Genomic DNA, 18,350 nt, shown 5'->3' with positions numbered 1-18,350 from the left:
GCATCATTATGTATCCGATATCGGCGGATACTACCTGAATGAATTGGTTTTCGGATCATAGACATAACCGATTCGGCTCAATTTTGAACGGATATCCTCCTCGGGTGTGCAGAGACTCTTGCAGAGTTCCTCAAATGTCGGGTACTCATCACGAAGAAGAGTGTTGATATAACTAAGTAAGATCACGGGGTCGTTAGGTAAACTCATAAATGCTCCTTTGCCGTAATGGCGGTGATATCGTTTGGAATGCAGTGCAGAACATTCCTTGAACTGAGCGGAAACAGCGTTGTTCCGCTGATTATGTATATGCTATAAAAATAATATACAATAATAAAGTCGGTTTGTCAATAAATATTCTAAAAAGTAAAGTGTGAATTTTATGTAAATATGTTTTATGAAATAATGTATAGCTGGCAGTATATAATAACGCAAAAATTGCACAGACCATAACGGCAAAAAGGCGAAAATCACGATTTGACAACAATAAATAATAAGAAAAGCTTTAAACAAATTAAAAAACAATCAAAAACTTGACAAAGCGTAAGTTATTGCCGCTGCATTACTATGCCTATACGTATGGTCAGAGCATTGACAGTTGTAAATGTTTGAAAAGACTAAACATAGATGATTATGCAGTATTGTGCAAAATGTACAGTAAAAAAGAATTGAATTAGGCTAAAATGGAGATAGAAATTTGTCTTTATATATGATATAATGTTAAGGATATGTGAGATGTGGTATGTCATCTCATATTATTTATGTGTGACATTGTTACATTTTTCACAGCTAAATTTAAGGAGGTCCATTTAATGAATTCAGCTAAATCAACTGTTCCCTTTAAGGGTACTCCCGAGCAGGAGGCTGAGCTCCTCAAGGTCATCGAAGAAAAGAAGAACGATAAGGGTTCTCTTATGCCGATCCTTCAGAAGGCTCAGGAGATTTACGGCTACCTTCCGATCGAGGTTCAGGCAATTATTTCCGACAATACAGGTATCCCTCTCGAGAAGATATACGGTGTTGTTACCTTCTACGCTCAGTTCTCTCTTTATCCAAAGGGCGAATACACAATTTCAGTCTGTCTTGGTACAGCTTGCTATGTAAAGGGTTCCGGAGATATTTACAATAAGCTCCAGGAAAAGCTTGGAATAGGCGGAGGCGAGTGCACTCCCGATGGTAAGTTCTCACTTGACGCTTGTCGCTGCATCGGTGCTTGCGGACTTGCACCAGTACTTACTGTCAACGAGGACGTTTACGGAAGACTCACTGTTGATGACGTTGACAAGATCATCGAAAAATACGCTTAATTCCAAACATTACCATTTAGGAGGTTAACTTATGAAAACTCTTGAAGAACTCAAGGTTGTCAGAGACAGCATGAAGGGCGAGGTTGCTCTCAGAACTAAGGATGGCAATGCTTCTTCAAAATATGAAAGACACGTTCTTGTCTGCGGCGGTACAGGCTGTACATCTTCAGGCTCACCAAAGATCATTGAAGAGCTCGAAAAGGAGTTCGCAGAAAAAGGACTTACAGATAAAGTACAGATCGTTAAGACAGGCTGCTTCGGTCTTTGCGAGCGCGGTCCTATCATGATCGTATATCCGGAGGGTTCATTCTACTCACGCGTTAAGGTAGAAGAGATCCCACGTATCGTTGATGAGCACCTCATCGGCGGCACCCCTGTTAAGGAATTCCTCTATGAGGAAACAGTTGTTGGCGACGAGATCAAGTCACTCGACGATACATCATTCTACAAAAAGCAGCACCGTGTAGCTCTCAGAAACTGCGGTGTTATCAATCCTGAGAATATCAACGAATACATAGGTCGTGACGGTTATGAGGCTCTTGGTAAGGTCCTCACAAGCATGACTCCTGAGGACGTTATCCAGACTATCCTCGATTCAGGTCTCCGTGGACGTGGAGGCGGCGGATTCCCAACAGGTATGAAGTGGAAGCTCGCAAGAAACATCGTTCCTAACGCAGATCAGAAGTATGTTTGCTGTAACGCTGACGAGGGCGACCCGGGTGCATTCATGGACCGTTCAGTTCTCGAAGGTGACCCACACGTTGTACTCGAAGCTATGACTATCGCTGGTTATGCTATCGGTGCTTCACAGGGTTACATCTACGTTCGTGCAGAGTATCCTATCGCTGTTGAGCGTCTTAATATCGCTATCAAGCAGGCTCGTGAAGCTGGTATGCTCGGCAAGAACATCTTCGGTACAGATTTCTGCTTCGACATCGACCTCCGTCTCGGTGCAGGTGCGTTCGTTTGCGGTGAGGAAACTGCTCTTATGACTTCTATCGAAGGTAACCGCGGTGAGCCTCGTCCAAGACCTCCTTTCCCAGCAGAAAAAGGTCTTTTCCAGAAGCCAACTATCCTCAATAATGTTGAGACATATGCTAATATCCCACAGATCATCCTCAATGGTGCACAGTGGTTCGCATCAATGGGTACTGAGAAGTCAAAGGGTACTAAGGTATTCGCTCTCGGCGGTAAGATCAAGAACACAGGTCTTGTTGAAGTTCCTATGGGAACAACTCTCCGTGAAGTTATCGAAGAGATCGGCGGCGGTATCCCGAACGGCAAGAAGTTCAAGGCTGCTCAGACAGGTGGTCCTTCAGGCGGATGTATCGATCCTTCAAACTTCGATATCCCGATCGACTATGATAACCTCATCGGTATCGGTTCAATGATGGGTTCAGGCGGACTTATCGTTATGGACGAAGATAACTGTATGGTCGATATTGCTAAGTTCTTCCTCGAATTCACTGTTGACGAGTCATGCGGTAAGTGTACACCATGCCGTATCGGTACAAAGAGAATGTGGGAGATCCTTGACCGTATCACAAAGGGCAAGGGAACTCTTGAGGACCTCGACAAGCTCGAAGAACTTGCTTACCACATCAAGGCTAACTCACTCTGCGGACTTGGACAGACAGCTCCTAACCCTGTTCTCTCTACACTCAGATGCTTCCGTGACGAGTATATCGCTCACGTTGTTGATAAGAAGTGTCCTGCAGGCGTATGTAAGGACCTCCTCAGCTTCGAGATTGAAAAGGATAAGTGTATCGGCTGCGGTATGTGTGCTAAGCAGTGTCCTGCTTCCGCTATCACAAGAACTGACTATATCGCTCCAGGCAAGAAGCTTGCTGCAATGGAGATCGACAAGACTAAGTGCGTGAAGTGCGGTGCTTGTATCGCTACATGTAAGTTCAAGGCAATCATCAAGAAGTAAGCGGAGGATTAGTAATGGAAAATATTACAGTAAAAATCAACGGTGTTGAATTAGAAGTCCCCAAGGGCACTACTGTTCTTGAAGCTGCTCACATGGCTGGATTTGAAATTCCTACACTTTGCTATATGAAGGAGATCAACGAGATCGGTGCCTGCCGTATCTGCGTTACAGAAGTCAACGAGGGCAGAGGCTTCCGTCTTGTAGCAGGCTGCGTATATCCATGTTCAAACAATATGGAGATACTCACAAGCTCACCAAAGGTTATCGCTGCAAGAAAGAAGACACTTGAGCTTATCCTTTCAACACATGACAGAAAGTGTCTCTCATGCGTAAGAAGCGGTAACTGTGAGCTCCAGAAGCTTGCTAAGGACTACGGCGTTGAGGACGCTACATTTTATGACGGCGTAAAGAACGAGTACGAGGTAGACAATTCAGCTCCTCATATGTACCGTGACAACAATAAATGTATCCTTTGCCGCCGCTGCGTAGCAGTATGTGCAAAGACACAGGGCATCGGCGTTATCGGTGCTAATGAGAGAGGCTTCAAGACATATATCGGTTCTGCATTTGACATGGGACTCGGCGAAACAAGTTGTGTATCATGTGGTCAGTGTATCGCAGTATGTCCTGTCGGCGCACTCTCTGAAAAGGATTATACTAAGGAAGTTATGGCAGCTATCGCTGATCCTGAGAAGACAGTTCTCGTTCAGACAGCTCCTGCTGTACGTGCTGGTCTCGGTGAGTGCTTCGGCAATCCTATCGGCACAAATGCAGAAGGCAAGATGGCAGCAGCTCTCCGCAGACTCGGCTTCGACAAGGTATTCGATACAGACTTTGCTGCTGATCTTACTATCATGGAAGAAGCTACAGAGTTCCTTGATCGTTTCTCAAACGGCGGAACACTTCCTCTTATCACATCTTGCTCACCTGGATGGGTCAAGTTCTGTGAGCACTACTATCCTGATCTTCTCGATCACCTTTCATCATGTAAGTCACCACAGCAGATGTTCGGTGCAACTGCTAAGACATACTATGCTCAGAAGATGGGCATTGATCCTAAGAATATCGTTATGGTATCTATCATGCCATGTACAGCTAAGAAGTTCGAGATCGGCAGACCTGACCAGAGTGCAGCTGGCGTTCCTGACGTTGACTATGCACTTACAACTCGTGAGCTCGGCAGAATGATCGAGCGCGCAGGTATCCTCTTCAACTCACTTCCTGAGGAGAAGTTCGATGATCCGCTGGGAATCTCAACAGGTGCAGGCGTTATTTTTGGTGCTACAGGCGGTGTTATGGAAGCTGCTCTCAGAACAGCTGTATACACACTCACAGGCGAGAACGTAACAGATCTTCCTGAGGTTCGTGGTACAAAGGATATCAAGGAAGCAACATATGACGTTGCAGGCAACAAGGTCAAGGTTATCGTTACAAGCGGTCTTGCTAACGCAAGAAAGGTTCTTGACGATATCAGAGCAGGCAAGTGCGATGCTCAGTTCATCGAGATCATGGCTTGTCCCGGCGGCTGTGTAAACGGCGGCGGTCAGCCACAGGTTCCAATGGGCGTTAGAAACTTTGTTGACATCAGAGAAGAGAGAGCTAAGGTCCTCTACAACCTCGATAAGTCAATGCCTCTCAGACAGTCTCATGAGAACCCAGCTATCAAGAAGGTTTACGAAGAATTCTTTGAGAAGCCGGGCAGCCACAAGGCACATGAGGTTCTCCATACAACATATGTAAAGAGAAAAGTTAACGAAATATAATGAATAGCTGAATTCATTAAGAGCGGACTTTATGTCCGCTCTTTTTTATGCGAGTTTTATTGACATTGACCTAATAAAGTGATATAATTAGGTATAATAAAAAAATGGGGGGAAGTACATGGATAAGGTGTGTGAATTCTGTGCCGCAAAAGTGGTAACAGGTATACTGACAACTCCATATGCTGTTCAGTTTTATCCTGAGGGCGAGGAGAAAAAATTAAAGCCCAAAAGAAGTCAGGTGATCTGTGATGCTTGTCCGCAGTGCGGACATATTCAGAACCTTCGTCTGAAGGATCCTGAAAACATAATGAAGTATCGTTATACTATTCTCGACGACTGATCAAGTCAGTTTTGCATTAAAAGCGGAAATAAAGCTTATTTGATGAATAAAATAAATCTGCATGAGCATACTACTTCCAAAAGGAGGTAATCATCATGCAGACTAATTTTAACGACAGTCAGACAAAAGTAAATCTTATGCGAGCCTTTGCAGGTGAATGTCAGTCCCGTCAGCGTTACTATCAGGCAGCGTTGAAAGCGCAGCAGCAGAACCTTGTGGGACTTGAGAGAATGTTCCGCTTTACTGCTGAGCAGGAGGAACGTCATGCAATGGTATTCTGGAAACTGATGAAGGAAGCAGCAGGGCAGAGCATTGATATAAGTGCAGGATTTCCTGCGGACGTATTCGATGAAGTACAGCAGCTTCTTGATGCATCAGGTAAGGAAGAGGAAAAGGAGTTTTCTGTGGTTTATCCTGATTTTGCACGAATTGCAGCAAATGAAGGATTTCAAGATACAGCCTCTAAATTCAGAATGATCGCCGAGATCGAGGACAGTCACCGCAAACGTTTTGCTTACTATGCCAAGCTTTACCGCGAGGATAAACTTTTTCGCAGTGACGATACTGAGCAAAGATGGATATGTCTTAATTGCGGACATATCCACACAGGTACAGAGCCTCCGAGGGATTGCCCTGTGTGTAATGTACAGCAAGGGTATTTTATACGTGAAGCAGAAGCGGCTTTTACGTCATGTGATATCATAGGAAAATAGTTTATACCCTGTGTGTATAAAAACAAGCCCGAAAGCAGTTCAGAGACTTTGCTTTCGGGCTGTTTATTTGTATTACTGTTTAAGACGCTGCTTTTTTATCTTATTCATAATAACAAAGAATACGATTATTTCGACGGTGAATGTCATCGCCCATGATATTAGGTATGAGAGATACAGGCTTTTTAGAGTGTGATACTGCGGTATCCTGAAAACTATATATATCCAGCCGAGTCTCATTCCCACAACACCTGCTACAGTTATAAGCATAGGCAGTACGGAGCGTCCCAGACCTCTTATAAGACCTGTTGCAACGTCCATAAGACCGCACAGGAAATATGGTATCATGATATATGTCATACGAACGATACCGTAATCAATAGCTTTTTCCGAGTCGGTTATATATATGGAAAGAAGAGGTCTGCCGAAGAAAAGTGCTGTTAGACCTAATACAAGTCCCGTGCAGAAAACGGATATAAGACATACCCATGTTATCTTGCGTATCCTGTCGATCTTTCCTGCACCGTAGTTCTGACCTGTGAAGTTAAGCGCAGTCTTACTGTATGAGTTCATTGAAGTATAGACAAATCCTTCTATATTCTGTGCAGCTGCATTTCCTGAATTGACAATAGGTCCGAATGAGTTTATGGAGGACTGTATTATTACATTGGATATTGCAAACAGAGAGGACTGTATACCTGCGGGGAAGCCTATCTGTAGTATTCTTTTCAGCTGCCTTCCGTATATGTGCATCTTTTTCAGTTCAAGCTTGCAGGCATCATCTCTTTTCATCAGTGCGCGTATTATCAATGCAGCCGAGAGAGCCTGAGATATAACTGTTGCAAGGGCAACTCCCGAAACATTCATTTTGAAACCGATAACAAATATTAGGTTCAATACGACATTGAGTATTCCAGCGGCAGTAAGATAGTACAGCGGACTTTTTGTGTCACCGGCGGCTCTTAAAATAGCAGAGCCGAAATTATAGAGCATACTTGCAATAGTGCCGCAGAAGTATATCCTCATATACGAAACAGCAAGATCAAGCTGATCAGGGTGAGTATGCATAAGGCGGAGAAAAGTCTCGGAAAAGACAACGCCCACGACGGTCAGTACAGAACCGCATATCAGAGCAGTCGGTATGGCTGTATGAACTGTCCTGCGAACATCTTCACTTCTTCCCGAGCCTATGCCGTGTGCAACAGTTACGCCTGCACCAACGGAAAGACCTATAAAAAGGTTGACCATGAGATTGATGAGTGCACCTGTAGCTCCCACAGCTCCAACGGAATTGCTGCCGTTGCACTGTCCTACAACAACAAGGTCAGCGGCATTGAATAAGAGCTGAAGGATACCCGTGAGGATAATAGGTATGGTATAGAGTATGACTCTGCTTACCAGAGGTCCCTCGCACATATCATAGGATTTGCTTTGCATAAAAACTCCTAACTGCCGCATACGTTGCGGCGATATAAAAAACGGCGCAAAAAAGCCCCCGAAGGGACTTTTTTAATCATTGGTGTTTTTTCTTATTCTTGCGATCTCCTGATCTTTTTTCCACAGGAAGCTTATATGTGCTTCTGTACCGTTCTGGATACGTTTGAAGTTTTCAATGTGCTTGAATAGTATTACAAGTGATATGACTGAAAGGATAGAAGTACCTATTGGATCGCCCGTCATAAGAGCATAGGCAAGGGTGAATATCACCGAGCCTGTTATAGGGACTACACATACATAGTCCAGTGAGAATCCGAGAAAGATCTCGAACATGAGCATAGTAATAAAGAGTATGGGATTAAAAGCAAGGATAGTACCGCCAAGAGAGGCAAGGCCTTTTCCGCCGTGGAACTTCATGAGCACAGGGAAAATGTGACCGAGTATGCAGCAGGCTCCTGACAGTATCTTTGCGAACTTTATCTGCGGAAACAGATAATAGGCGATAAGAGAAGCCGCAACAGCTTTTGCGATATCGAAAAGTGCCACAAAAAGACCTGCTTTTTTTCCTATTGTAATAACAGCATTTGAAGCACCCGCATTACCTGATCCTCTTTGTCTTATGTCAAAGCCTTTAAACTTCGAGAGAATGAATGCGGGATTGATGTTACCAAAGAAGTAACCCAGTAAAGCGCAGAGCATGATCTGCATAGATGATCCCCCCCTATAAGTGCCGTAGTATATAAATCCCTTGTTAAAAAAATATCTATTGACCTTTATTCAATATTATATTACCATATTTTTTAGAAAAAGTAAATACCCTGAAAGAAATCTGAGTTCTGCATAAAAAATTTTTGAAAAAGTTGTTTCGGTTTGAAAGAAATATACGATTAGAGTATATGAAGGGACAAAAAACAATGCGCATTGAAAAATAATACCCTGAAAAATCCGAGTTCAAAAAAATTTGAAAAAGTTGTTTCGGTTTGAAAGAAATATACGATTAGAGTATATGAAGGGACAAAAAACAATGCGCATTGAAAAATAATACCCTGAAAAATCCGAGTTCAAAAAAATTTGAAAAAGTTGTTTCGCTTTGAAGTAAATTTACGATTAGAGTATATGAAGGGTGAAAAAATGATGCGCATTGAAAAGTAATACCCTGAAAAATCCGAGTTCAGCAAAAAAATTTTGAAAAAGTTGTTTCGGTTTGAAAGAAATATACGATTAGAGTATATGAAAGGGAAAAACAATGCGCATTAAAAGAAATAGGAGAATTAATTATGAATGATAATGAATTACGACAGTTGATCAAGTCGTATCCCGAAAAAGGACAGAGAGCATTTTATGATAAATACTTCAACTATGTTTATACGATCGTCTTTTCATATTTGAAAAACTGCGGAAGAACAGAGGACGTAGATGAATGTGTGGGAGATGTATTTGCACAGTGTTTTCTGTATTTTGACAAGCAGGAAACAATTGAAGGCGATATGAAAGCTCTTGCAGCATCAATAGCTCGTCGCAGAGCAGTGGACGCATACAGAAAGCTTGTAAAGCACAGCGGAAATATTTCCATAGAAGAATGTGAAGAGGAGCTTCGCTCGTCCGAAGATGTTGTTGAAACATCGGAAACGTCTGAACTCAGACAGATATTATACAGCAAAGTCAAAGAGCTTGGTGAACCTGAGAGTACTATAATCATACATAAGTACTATTACGGCAGAACATCTACTGAAATAGGTGAGATAGTATCAATGTCGGGAGATGTTGTGCGTGTAAAGTGCAGCAGGGCAATTAAGAAATTACGCGAAATGCTTGTAAAAGTAGGCATAAATGGATAAGGAGGAAAATACTATGAAAGATGAGTTTGATATTATGTTCAGCAGAGAAGAAAGTGATATTGAGAAAATTGCCAATAACTATCCTGCGGCAGGACAGAGAGAAAAAGAAAAGATATATGAAATATGCAAAAGAAAGTATAATATACTGAAATCAGAGGATAAAGAGTCAGAGAGTGACGGCTTTATAAAGCAGGCAGAGGGCGTTGAGGTGTATAAGCGTCCTAAGTTATACCGTTTCCTCAGTGTGGCAGCAGCAGTTGCTATCGTTGCAGGCGGAGTCGGCGGTTATGCATTCATGAAGAACAGAAATTGGAACAATTTCGGAGCAGGCACTACTAATCCTGTGCAGATAGAGCCGGGAGTACCGCAGGAGCTTATCGACGAGCTGAATGCTGTAACAGATGAAATGCTTAGCAAGCTCGAAAGATATGAAGCTTTTCATTATGGCGTTGGAGTTGATATTGAGGATTGTTTTAGCGGTTCTGTTGCGTTGACTGGTGATCCTGCCTTAGATGCTGAAAAGATAGAGCTGAGGTATTGCAGAGTCACAGATGAAGAGCTGAACAGTATTGAGAAAATGGAAGCTTTCAGCAAGTCTTTCCTTACAGCAGATCTGCGTTCTAATGATTTTGTCTCAGTAAAAGATGATGGAAACGATGAAGAAAACATTTCTTTGATATATCCTGACACATTTTTAGAAAATCACACTTGTTTTGATTTCGTAAGCTATAATGACTCATTATACAGCAGAGACAAATCATTTGAGGAGCACTCTGTAAATTTAACTGAATTCAGCAGGTATGAACTTGTAAGCTCTGAATTCTATGATGAGAACGATGCAGGCGAAAGAACGTCCTTGCTCGGTTACGGCTCTGATGTTATCAAGTGCGAGCGTATATATAAAATGAGCGATGACAGGTTCGTTACGATCGTTCTGGATATTGTTAAGGAAGACGATGAAAACGGCGCAGTATGGAAGATAAACAAATGGGACATAATAGAGAAAGACAGCGAAGGTGAAGTGCTGACACGTAAGAAATCAAAGAACAGCTTTAATCCTGAGAATATTGAGAATGTTACAAACGCTGATGCTGAAGGTGAGTTTGCAGAGTTACAGCTCCATGAAATGAAGATATATCATTCAAAAGATGAAGCAGAGCAGGCTTTTGTAGAGTATCAGGATGCATGGAAAAATCATACATACGAATTCAAGAAAGTCGATGTTGAAAAGTATGCAGACCAGTTGCTTTCAGCAGCAAATGCAGAGGAACTCAACACACTTGAAAACAAGAGCTATCTGTATCATATTTGCGCAAATGTGTTCCATTATTATGATACAGCAGAGGTGAAATTCGTCATTGACGGAGAACAGCAGGCACTTAATTACCACGAAGAGTATGAACGTGTTTTAGATAATAAACAACTCTATTTTTACAATAAGATCACAAGCAGAAGTGATAACGAAAACGAAAAAGTAAGTGTGTATGTTCGTGACGGAAATGAGGGTGTAGATTATTATCCGACAGATAAAACATATAGTAAACAAACTTATTCTGAAGATGATATAAAAATGGCAGGAGCATATATCCCTGATAATTTCAGAGTAGCTTACTGTGATGATTATGAGAAGGCTGGAGTACAAGAAGCTTGGGAATTCGGCAATACATTCGGAGAATTTAGTAATCTGGATAGCTTTGTATTACTTAGTGATTTTGACCAGTGGCATATTGAGGGCGTAGAAAATATCCTCGGAAGAGACTGTGCTCATGTAAATCTCGTTTATAATGACGGTTTTAATGAAAATACCGTCGATAGATGGATAGACATAAGAACAGGTCTGGTATTGAAGTCATCAACAAAGAGTGATGTTTTATCACAAACTACTGAGGTCACTGAATTAAAGCTCAACGAACCTGTTGAGAAAGTAGATTATGATCTTACAGGATATACTTTCGTAGAGAATGAAAGAGGAGGCTTCTGATACTCAAAAATATCCCCTTTGCGTTATGCAAGGGGGATTTCTTATGCTCTGAATAAAAGAGCTGGACCCTGTGATCTTATTAATATATATGTCGTATTTTGTATAAAGAAAAAAATAAATAGAAATCCTTTAAAAATAGTAGCTTTTTATTTTGAAGTGTGATATAATTAATCTGATTTGGGATTTTTTACAGAAAAGCATTTCACTATAAAAAATCCATATAAATCACTATGTATATTATATCTGCTTTGCAGATTTATTTTTGAGGAGGCTTGTACATGAAAAAAGTGCAACTGACAGAAACCGTTTTACGTGATGCTAATCAGTCACTGATGGCTACACGTCTTCCTTATTCAGATTATGAGGGTATTCTCTCAGATATGGATAAGGCTGGATACTATTCTATCGAGTGCTGGGGCGGAGCAACATTTGACTCATGTCTCCGTTATCTCGGCGAGGATCCGTGGGAGAGACTCAGAAATCTGAGAAAAAATCTTCCTAACAGCAGACTTCAGATGCTTCTGAGAGGTCAGAACCTTCTTGGATATAAGCATTACCATGATGACGTTGTTGAGAAGTTCATCGAGCTTTCAATAAAGAATGGTATCGACGTAATTCGTATTTTTGACGCTCTTAACGATTTCAGAAATATCGGAACAGCTCTTGAAGCTACAAAGAAGTATGCAACAGAGAAAACTATCGCTTCAGGCTGTATCTCATATACACAGAGCCCTGTACATACAGTTGATAAGTACATCGAGATGTGTAAGGAACTCAAGACTATGGGCTTTGATACTATCTGCCTCAAGGATATGGCTGGTACTATGTCTCCATATGAGGCTGAGCACCTTATCAAGGGCATCAAGGACGCTATAGGTGATATGACACTTATCCTCCATACACACTGCACAACAGGTATGGCTTATATGACACTTACCAAGGCTATCGAGTCAGGCATCGATGTAATCGATACAGCTACATCATGCTTCTCAGGCGGTACATCACAGCCTGCGACTGAAACAATGTTCTATGCTCTCCAGCAGTATGGCATTGAGTCAGGTCTTAATGAGGATATCATCAATAAGGTAAACGATTACTTCAAGCCTATCAAGCAGAAGTATATCGACAACGGTCAGCTCAATCCAAAGAGCCTTGGAACAGACGCTCAGGCACTCGTTTATAAAGTTCCCGGCGGTATGCTTTCAAATATGATCGCTAACCTTACAGATATGCACGCTATGGACAGATTTGACGAGGCACTTGCTGAGATCCCGAAGGTAAGAGCTGATATGGGTTATCCTCCGCTTGTTACACCTCTTTCTCAGATGGTTGGTAATCAGGCAGTTACAAATGTGCTCGTTGGTGAAAGATATAAGAACATTTCCAAGGAGATCAAGAACTATATCAAGGGCGAGTACGGTAATCCTCCTGCACCTATTGCACAGGAGCTTGTTGACAAGGTACTCGGCGACAGCGAAGCAGTAGACTGCCGTATCGAGGACCAGAAGCGTACAGGCGAGGAATTCGCAGCTGCAAGAGAAGCACTCGGTGATCTTTGCAGAAGTGAAGAAGACGCTATGAGTTATATCTGCTATCCTGATCAGACTATCAAGTTCCTCAATGACCGTAAAGCTAAGGAAGAGAACGAAGCTGTTTACACTATCGAGGAAATGTAAGGGGGCAGAGCTATGTTTGATAATATCTTAGTTTCTGCCGCTGTAGAAAAGGCTGAGGATATATCTATCGGCGATGCTGCTGTTACAGCGGTATTCGGCTACGCTGTCGTATTTGCAGGTCTTGTTATCCTTATGATCGTACTTTACTGTACAGGCGCATATTTCAAATCCAAGGACGCTAAGGCTAAGGCTGCTGCTGATGCAGAAGCAGCTAAAAAGCAGGCAGCTGCACCTGTTGTTGCTGAAACAAAGCCTGAGCTCCCACTTGCACCCGGTTCAGCCGGTCATGTCAAGCTCTTTGACGTTCCTGATAAGGAAGCTGCTATGATAATGGCTATCGTTGCCGAAAAGATGCAGAAGCCGCTCAATGAGCTGCACTTTATTTCCATTAAGGAGGTCAAATAATCATGAAGTATAAAGTTACACTTAACGGTAAGACTTATGAGGTCGAAGTAGAGCAGGGAAAAGCTGTTCTTCTTGATGAATATGAGGCACTTGCTCCTGCACCGGCAGCAGCTGCTGCACCTGTTGCTGCTGCTCCTGCTGCACAGGCACCGGCAGCTGCACCTGCACCTGCTGCTCCAGTAAACCTTGCAGCAGGCGAGACTGTTACAGCTCCTATGCCTGGTAATATCATCAGAGTTGATGTTGCACAGGGCGATACAGTAAAGGCTGGACAGATACTTGTTATTCTCGAAGCTATGAAAATGGAAAATGAAATAGTAGCTCCTAAGGACGGTACAGTTGCTCAGGTAGTTACAAGCAAGGGTTCTGTAGTTGACACAGGTGCTCCTCTTGTTGTTATTGCATAAGGAGGGCACGTAAATGGATATTCTTGAGACCCTGAAAACTTTGTGGAACGATTCGGGTTTCCAAAGCTTTTTCGTAAACGGGGGCTGGAAGAACCTTATAATGATAATTATTTCATGTGTTCTTCTTTACCTCGGTATCAAGAAGAAGTTTGAACCGCTTCTTCTTGTTGGTATCGCATTCGGCTGTCTCCTTGTAAACCTTTCTTACTTCGGCAGCGGATCAACTGATGCTCTTTATCATCTTGATCTTTGGGATAACTTCCTTAATCCCGAACATGAAGATTATCACAGCTACGGAGCTATAATGGCTCACGGCGGACTTCTTGATATACTTTACATCGGCGTAAAGGCAGGTATCTATCCTTCACTCATCTTCATGGGCGTAGGTGCTATGACTGACTTCGGTCCGCTTATTTCCAACCCTAAGAGCCTCCTCCTCGGAGCTGCTGCTCAGATGGGTGTATTCCTTGCATTCTTCGGAGCTGTTTGTCTCGGATTTACTGGAAACGAAGCTGCTTCTATCGGTATCATCGGCGGTGCCGACGGTCCTACAGCTATCTTCCTTACAACAAGACTTGCTCCTCATCTCCTCGGACCTATCGCGATCGCAGCTTACTCCTATATGGCTCTTATTCCTATGATACAGCCGCCTCTTATGAAGCTCCTTACAACAAAGAAGGAGAGAGAGGTAAAAATGGAGCAGACTCGTGTAGTTTCAAAGACAGAGAAGATAATCTTCCCGATCATTGTTGCAATGTTCGTTATCCTTCTTCTCCCTTCAACAGCTCCGCTCGTAGGCTGTCTCATGCTTGGTAATCTCTGGAGAGAATGCGGAGTTACAGAGAGACTTTCAGATACAGTTCAGAATGCTCTTATGAACATCGTAACTGTATTCCTCGGTATTTCTGTTGGTGCTACAACAGCTGCTGAGCGTTTCCTTTCACTGGAGACAATCAAGATCATCGTTCTTGGTCTTACAGCATTCTGCTTCTCAACAGTCGGCGGACTTCTCGTCGGAAAGATCATGTATAAGCTCTCAGGCGGCAAGATCAATCCGCTTATCGGTTCAGCCGGTGTTTCAGCTGTTCCTATGGCAGCCCGTGTATCTCAGATGGAAGGTCAGAAGGCTAATCCTTCAAACTTCCTGCTCATGCACGCTATGGGACCGAACGTTGCAGGCGTTATCGGTTCTGCTATCGCAGCAGGCTTCCTTCTTGCAGTATTCAAGTGATAAAAAAATACCCGAAAGCGGTCATAACGACTTGCTTTCGGGTTTATTTTTATATGTATTTGCTTGCTTCCTTTATGCTCAGAGCAGAAAGTTCATTTTTGTATTTACTGATAAAGTTTCCGACCCATTCGGGAACTGTTTTGGAATACTCTCTTAGAGCCCAGCCGATAGCCTTATTTATGAAAAATTCATCGCTGCCGAGACAATTGCATATTACTTTTTCCAATAATTCCGTATCTGTTTTGCGTTTGTAAGCTAATTGGTGCAGGATAGCTGTTCGTTTGAGCCAGATATTATCACTTACAGACCATTTTAGCATTAGTTCGCTGACTCTGTTATCTCTTAAACCGATATCGCCAATGATTTTACACAGGAAATCAATAGTGTCCCACCATGACCTTGTAATTATAAACAGCTTTATCTTGTCAATATCTTCAAAAGCAAGATATTTCTTTAAAGCGAGTAGATAGTCATAAACAAGATACTGCATTTCTCTGTGGTCGTCTTTATAGCATTTATCAAGGAAGTCCCAATCAACATTTTTTGATGCCTTTTCACTTTTCAGGAAGTCTTTATTCAGCTCTTTTCGCTCGGGAGAGGGGATACCGTAAAAATTAAACTTGTTTTTCATGTATGCCGACATTGCAGCAGCGTTTTCTGGATTTTGCGCATTTTCAAACATTTCTTTTACTAAATTGAATTTATACATTTTTATTACCTCATTTTCCCGTATTTAAGAATTTAATTTATAAAGATTATACTTTACAAAAAGTGCTTTGTCAATAGAGAAATTGTTGTTTTTAAGTATCAGACAGCATATCAATATGGCATTTTTTCTATATAATGGCTTGTCATAAATATTTTTCATGTTTAACATGAAAAATATTACGGAAAGACTTGCAAAATTTCTCAGAATAGTGTAAAATAGAAATGTACGTTGTTAATATTATAACAACAGGTTAGAATGTATTTTATTACGAAAGGATGTCATACCCATGGCAGGATTAAACAAGGTTACTGTAGAAGACATTAACGTTAAGGGCAGAAAGGTACTCGTAAGAGTTGATTTCAACGTTCCTATGAAGGACGGCGTTATCACAAACGATAACAGAATTCAGGCTGCTCTTCCGACTATCAATAAGCTCGTTGAGAATGGTGCAAAGGTAGTTCTTTGCTCACACCTCGGCAAGCCGAAGAATGGTCCGGAGGCTAAGTTCTCACTTGCTCCTGCAGCAAAGAGACTCGGCGAACTCGTTAAGACAAACGTTATCTTTGCAGCTGATGATACTGTTGTAGGCGACAACGCAAAGAAGGCAGTTGCTGCAATGAAGGACGGCGAGATCGTAGTTCTTGAGAATACACGTTTCCGCGGCGACGAAGAGACAAAGAACGGCGAGCAGTTCTCTAAGGAGCTTGCTGATCTTATCGACGGCGAAGTATTCGTTATGGACGCTTTCGGTTCAGCACACAGAGCTCATGCTTCAACAGCAGGCGTTACAAAGTTCGTTAAGGAAACTGCTGTTGGTTACCTCATGCAGAAGGAGATCCAGTATCTCGGTAATGCAGTAGAGGTTCCTGAGAGACCTTTCGTTGCTATCCTTGGCGGTGCTAAGGTTGCTGACAAGCTCAACGTTATCTCTAACCTCCTTGAAAAGTGTGATACACTTATCATCGGCGGCGGTATGGCATATACATTTATAAAGGCACAGGGCGGTTCTATCGGTAAGTCACTGGTTGACGAAGAGAAGCTCGACTACTGTAAGGAAATGCTCGCTAAGGCTGAAAAGCTCGGCAAGAAGATCCTTCTCCCTGTTGATACAGCTGTTGCTGATTCATTCCCTGATCCAATCGACGCAGAGATCAGCGTAGATTATGTTGACGCTGACAAGATCCCTGCTGACAAGATGGGTCTTGATATCGGACCTAAGACAGCTGCTATCTTTGCTGAGGCTGCTAAGAACGCTAAGACAGTTGTTTGGAACGGACCTATGGGCGTATTCGAGAACCCAACTCTCAAGAAGGGTACTGTAGCTGTTTGTGAGGCTCTTGCACAGGCTGATGCAACAACTATCATCGGCGGCGGTGACTCTGCTACAGCTGCTATCCAGCTCGGCTTTGCTGACAAGATGAGCCACATCTCAACAGGCGGCGGTGCTTCACTTGAATACCTCGAGGGTAAGGTACTCCCGGGCGTTGCAGCTATCGCTGAAAAGTAATCATACAAACGATAGGGCGGATAGAGATATTCGCCCTTATTGTGATACATGAGGATACTGCTATGAAAAAATGTAATTGTAAATGTAAATTTACTGAGGAACTCAAAAACAGCGGCACAGCAATATGGCTGTTTGCTGTATGCAGCTTCCTTGCAGGCATCATCTTGGGATTTTTCCTTTCTCCCATAAAGAAAGGCGTAAAGATCGGCTGTAACAATGGTAACAATACTTATGATACAAGCCATGATATGCTTCCTTATTACGATGATGACGAAGATGAAATTAAATTCTGATAAAGGAGTTAAATAACATGAACAAGTCTTTAAGAAAGGCAATTATTGCCGGAAACTGGAAAATGAACAAAACTCGTCCCGAGGCTAAGGCACTTCTCGAGGCTATCAAGCCTCTCGTTGCTAATGCTGAGGGCAAGATCGAGGTAATCGCTTGTGTACCTTTCACAAACCTCGAAACAGCTATAAATACAACAGCAGGCAGCAATGTGAAGATCGGTGCTGAGAATGTACACTTTGAGAAGAGCGGTGCATTCACAGGTGAAATTTCTGCTGATATGCTTACAGAGCTTGGCGTTGAGTATGTTGTTATCGGTCACAGCGAAAGAAGACAGTACTTCGGCGAGACAGATGAGACTGTAAACAAGAGAACAATTGCTGCTCTCGAAGCTGGTCTCAAGCCTATCGTTTGCGTTGGTGAGCTCAAGTGGGAGCGCGAGTGCAACATCACTGAGGAAGTTATTGCTCGTCAGATCAAGCTTGATCTCTGGTCACTCACAGCAGAGCAGGTTAAGAACGTTGTTATCGCTTATGAGCCTGTATGGGCTATCGGTACAGGTCTTACAGCTACACCTGATCAGGCTGAGGAAGTTTGCGGATTTATCCGTGCTCAGCTTGCTAAGCTCTTCGACAAGGCAACAGCTGACGCTGTAACTATCCAGTACGGCGGTTCAATGAATGCAAAGAATGCTGCTGAGCTCCTTGCTAAGCCAAACATCGACGGTGGTCTTATCGGCGGTGCTTCACTCAAGGCTGAGGACTTCAACGTTATCGTTCAGGCAGCTGTAGAAGGCTAATAAAACTAATGGGGCGGATATC

At 42.6% G+C, this 18,350-nt stretch carries 18 protein-coding genes; 14 read left to right on the top strand and 4 right to left on the bottom strand.

From position 1 onward, the window contains the following. Positions 1-30: 30 nt before the first annotated feature. Positions 31-207, bottom strand: a complete 177-nt coding sequence (locus BLW60_RS00850; protein ID WP_074714022.1) for a DUF4250 domain-containing protein — start codon at positions 205-207, stop codon at positions 31-33. A gap of 602 nt (positions 208-809) precedes the next feature. On the opposite strand from BLW60_RS00850, the gene BLW60_RS00845 reads away from it, so the two are divergent. The 5 genes from BLW60_RS00845 (at position 810) to BLW60_RS00825 (ending at position 6,053) form a co-directional block, all read left to right on the top strand. Then, the gene (locus BLW60_RS00845) at positions 810-1,304 is read left to right on the top strand and encodes an NADH-quinone oxidoreductase subunit NuoE family protein (RefSeq protein WP_019678580.1); all 495 of its coding nucleotides are present in this window, start codon (positions 810-812) and stop codon (positions 1,302-1,304) included. Positions 1,305-1,374: 70 nt separating this feature from the next. Further along, positions 1,375-3,237: an NADH-quinone oxidoreductase subunit NuoF gene (locus BLW60_RS00840; protein ID WP_074714440.1), complete on the top strand. Its 1,863-nt coding sequence runs from the start codon at positions 1,375-1,377 to the stop codon at positions 3,235-3,237. Positions 3,238-3,251: 14 nt separating this feature from the next. Continuing rightward, positions 3,252-5,000, top strand: a complete 1,749-nt coding sequence (locus tag BLW60_RS00835; protein ID WP_074714021.1) for an NADH-dependent [FeFe] hydrogenase, group A6 — start codon at positions 3,252-3,254, stop codon at positions 4,998-5,000. Positions 5,001-5,118: 118 nt separating this feature from the next. Beyond that, complete coding sequence (locus tag BLW60_RS00830) at positions 5,119-5,340, top strand: hypothetical protein (RefSeq protein WP_074714020.1); 222 nt, start codon at positions 5,119-5,121, stop codon at positions 5,338-5,340. 95 nt (positions 5,341-5,435) lie between these two features. Then, positions 5,436-6,053, top strand: a complete 618-nt coding sequence (locus BLW60_RS00825; protein WP_074714019.1) for a rubrerythrin family protein — start codon at positions 5,436-5,438, stop codon at positions 6,051-6,053. 72 nt (positions 6,054-6,125) lie between these two features. On the opposite strand, the gene BLW60_RS00820 is transcribed toward BLW60_RS00825, so the two are convergent. Both BLW60_RS00820 and BLW60_RS00815 read right to left on the bottom strand, forming a co-directional pair. Further along, positions 6,126-7,487: an MATE family efflux transporter gene (locus BLW60_RS00820; RefSeq protein ID WP_074714018.1), complete on the bottom strand. Its 1,362-nt coding sequence runs from the start codon at positions 7,485-7,487 to the stop codon at positions 6,126-6,128. A 72-nt stretch (positions 7,488-7,559) separates the two neighbouring features. After that, on the bottom strand, positions 7,560-8,195 hold the full coding sequence (locus BLW60_RS00815; RefSeq protein WP_074714017.1) for a glycerol-3-phosphate acyltransferase: 636 nt from the start codon (positions 8,193-8,195) through the stop codon (positions 7,560-7,562). Between the two features lie 569 nt (positions 8,196-8,764). On the opposite strand from BLW60_RS00815, the gene BLW60_RS00810 reads away from it, so the two are divergent. The 6 genes from BLW60_RS00810 (at position 8,765) to BLW60_RS00785 (ending at position 15,025) form a co-directional block, all read left to right on the top strand. After that, complete coding sequence (locus tag BLW60_RS00810; protein ID WP_074714016.1) at positions 8,765-9,325, top strand: RNA polymerase sigma factor; 561 nt, start codon at positions 8,765-8,767, stop codon at positions 9,323-9,325. A gap of 13 nt (positions 9,326-9,338) precedes the next feature. Further along, positions 9,339-11,306 (top strand): hypothetical protein, encoded by a 1,968-nt coding sequence (locus BLW60_RS00805; protein ID WP_074714015.1) that lies wholly within the window; start codon positions 9,339-9,341, stop codon positions 11,304-11,306. A gap of 278 nt (positions 11,307-11,584) precedes the next feature. Then, positions 11,585-12,982 (top strand): pyruvate carboxylase subunit B, encoded by a 1,398-nt coding sequence (locus BLW60_RS00800; RefSeq protein WP_074714014.1) that lies wholly within the window; start codon positions 11,585-11,587, stop codon positions 12,980-12,982. 12 nt (positions 12,983-12,994) lie between these two features. Continuing rightward, a complete protein-coding gene (locus tag BLW60_RS00795; protein WP_074714013.1) occupies positions 12,995-13,387 on the top strand; it encodes an OadG family transporter subunit in 393 nt (130 codons plus the stop codon). A gap of 2 nt (positions 13,388-13,389) precedes the next feature. After that, positions 13,390-13,794 (top strand): biotin/lipoyl-containing protein, encoded by a 405-nt coding sequence (locus BLW60_RS00790; RefSeq protein ID WP_074714012.1) that lies wholly within the window; start codon positions 13,390-13,392, stop codon positions 13,792-13,794. Positions 13,795-13,807: 13 nt separating this feature from the next. Continuing rightward, positions 13,808-15,025: a sodium ion-translocating decarboxylase subunit beta gene (locus BLW60_RS00785; RefSeq protein WP_074714011.1), complete on the top strand. Its 1,218-nt coding sequence runs from the start codon at positions 13,808-13,810 to the stop codon at positions 15,023-15,025. 49 nt (positions 15,026-15,074) lie between these two features. On the opposite strand, the gene BLW60_RS00780 is transcribed toward BLW60_RS00785, so the two are convergent. After that, complete coding sequence (locus tag BLW60_RS00780; RefSeq protein ID WP_074714010.1) at positions 15,075-15,734, bottom strand: DNA alkylation repair protein; 660 nt, start codon at positions 15,732-15,734, stop codon at positions 15,075-15,077. Positions 15,735-16,020: 286 nt separating this feature from the next. Between BLW60_RS00780 and BLW60_RS00775 the strand changes: the two genes are divergently transcribed. From BLW60_RS00775 to tpiA, 3 genes are all read left to right on the top strand, one after another. Then, complete coding sequence (locus BLW60_RS00775) at positions 16,021-17,241, top strand: phosphoglycerate kinase (protein ID WP_074714009.1); 1,221 nt, start codon at positions 16,021-16,023, stop codon at positions 17,239-17,241. A gap of 62 nt (positions 17,242-17,303) precedes the next feature. Continuing rightward, positions 17,304-17,534, top strand: coding sequence for a hypothetical protein (locus BLW60_RS00770; RefSeq protein WP_074714008.1), 231 nt, complete (start codon positions 17,304-17,306; stop codon positions 17,532-17,534). A gap of 17 nt (positions 17,535-17,551) precedes the next feature. Then, complete coding sequence (tpiA, locus tag BLW60_RS00765; RefSeq protein ID WP_074714007.1) at positions 17,552-18,328, top strand: triose-phosphate isomerase; 777 nt, start codon at positions 17,552-17,554, stop codon at positions 18,326-18,328. The last annotated feature ends 22 nt before the right edge of the window (positions 18,329-18,350 follow it).

This window comes from Ruminococcus flavefaciens, assembly GCF_900108555.1.
Taxonomy (GTDB): Bacteria; Bacillota; Clostridia; order Oscillospirales; family Ruminococcaceae; genus Ruminococcus; species Ruminococcus flavefaciens_P.
Note: the sequence above shows the minus strand (reverse complement) of the source record. Positions and strands in the feature narration are given on the sequence as shown.

Bases quoted from the DNA above. Each gene is read 5' to 3' on its own strand.
- tpiA (WP_074714007.1), top strand. From the start codon at position 17,552: ATGAACAAGTCTTTAAGAAAGGCAATTATTGCCGGAAACTGGAAAATG.
- BLW60_RS00790 (WP_074714012.1), top strand. From the start codon at position 13,390: ATGAAGTATAAAGTTACACTTAACGGTAAGACTTATGAGGTCGAAGTA.
- BLW60_RS00815 (WP_074714017.1), bottom strand. From the start codon at position 8,195: ATGCAGATCATGCTCTGCGCTTTACTGGGTTACTTCTTTGGTAACATC.
- BLW60_RS00835 (WP_074714021.1), top strand. From the start codon at position 3,252: ATGGAAAATATTACAGTAAAAATCAACGGTGTTGAATTAGAAGTCCCC.
- BLW60_RS00780 (WP_074714010.1), bottom strand. From the start codon at position 15,734: ATGTATAAATTCAATTTAGTAAAAGAAATGTTTGAAAATGCGCAAAAT.
- BLW60_RS00775 (WP_074714009.1), top strand. From the start codon at position 16,021: ATGGCAGGATTAAACAAGGTTACTGTAGAAGACATTAACGTTAAGGGC.
- BLW60_RS00825 (WP_074714019.1), top strand. From the start codon at position 5,436: ATGCAGACTAATTTTAACGACAGTCAGACAAAAGTAAATCTTATGCGA.
- BLW60_RS00795 (WP_074714013.1), top strand. From the start codon at position 12,995: ATGTTTGATAATATCTTAGTTTCTGCCGCTGTAGAAAAGGCTGAGGAT.
- BLW60_RS00820 (WP_074714018.1), bottom strand. From the start codon at position 7,487: ATGCAAAGCAAATCCTATGATATGTGCGAGGGACCTCTGGTAAGCAGA.
- BLW60_RS00785 (WP_074714011.1), top strand. From the start codon at position 13,808: ATGGATATTCTTGAGACCCTGAAAACTTTGTGGAACGATTCGGGTTTC.
- BLW60_RS00845 (WP_019678580.1), top strand. From the start codon at position 810: ATGAATTCAGCTAAATCAACTGTTCCCTTTAAGGGTACTCCCGAGCAG.
- BLW60_RS00840 (WP_074714440.1), top strand. From the start codon at position 1,375: ATGAAGGGCGAGGTTGCTCTCAGAACTAAGGATGGCAATGCTTCTTCA.
- BLW60_RS00850 (WP_074714022.1), bottom strand. From the start codon at position 207: ATGAGTTTACCTAACGACCCCGTGATCTTACTTAGTTATATCAACACT.
- BLW60_RS00805 (WP_074714015.1), top strand. From the start codon at position 9,339: ATGAAAGATGAGTTTGATATTATGTTCAGCAGAGAAGAAAGTGATATT.
- BLW60_RS00810 (WP_074714016.1), top strand. From the start codon at position 8,765: ATGAATGATAATGAATTACGACAGTTGATCAAGTCGTATCCCGAAAAA.
- BLW60_RS00800 (WP_074714014.1), top strand. From the start codon at position 11,585: ATGAAAAAAGTGCAACTGACAGAAACCGTTTTACGTGATGCTAATCAG.
- BLW60_RS00830 (WP_074714020.1), top strand. From the start codon at position 5,119: ATGGATAAGGTGTGTGAATTCTGTGCCGCAAAAGTGGTAACAGGTATA.
- BLW60_RS00770 (WP_074714008.1), top strand. From the start codon at position 17,304: ATGAAAAAATGTAATTGTAAATGTAAATTTACTGAGGAACTCAAAAAC.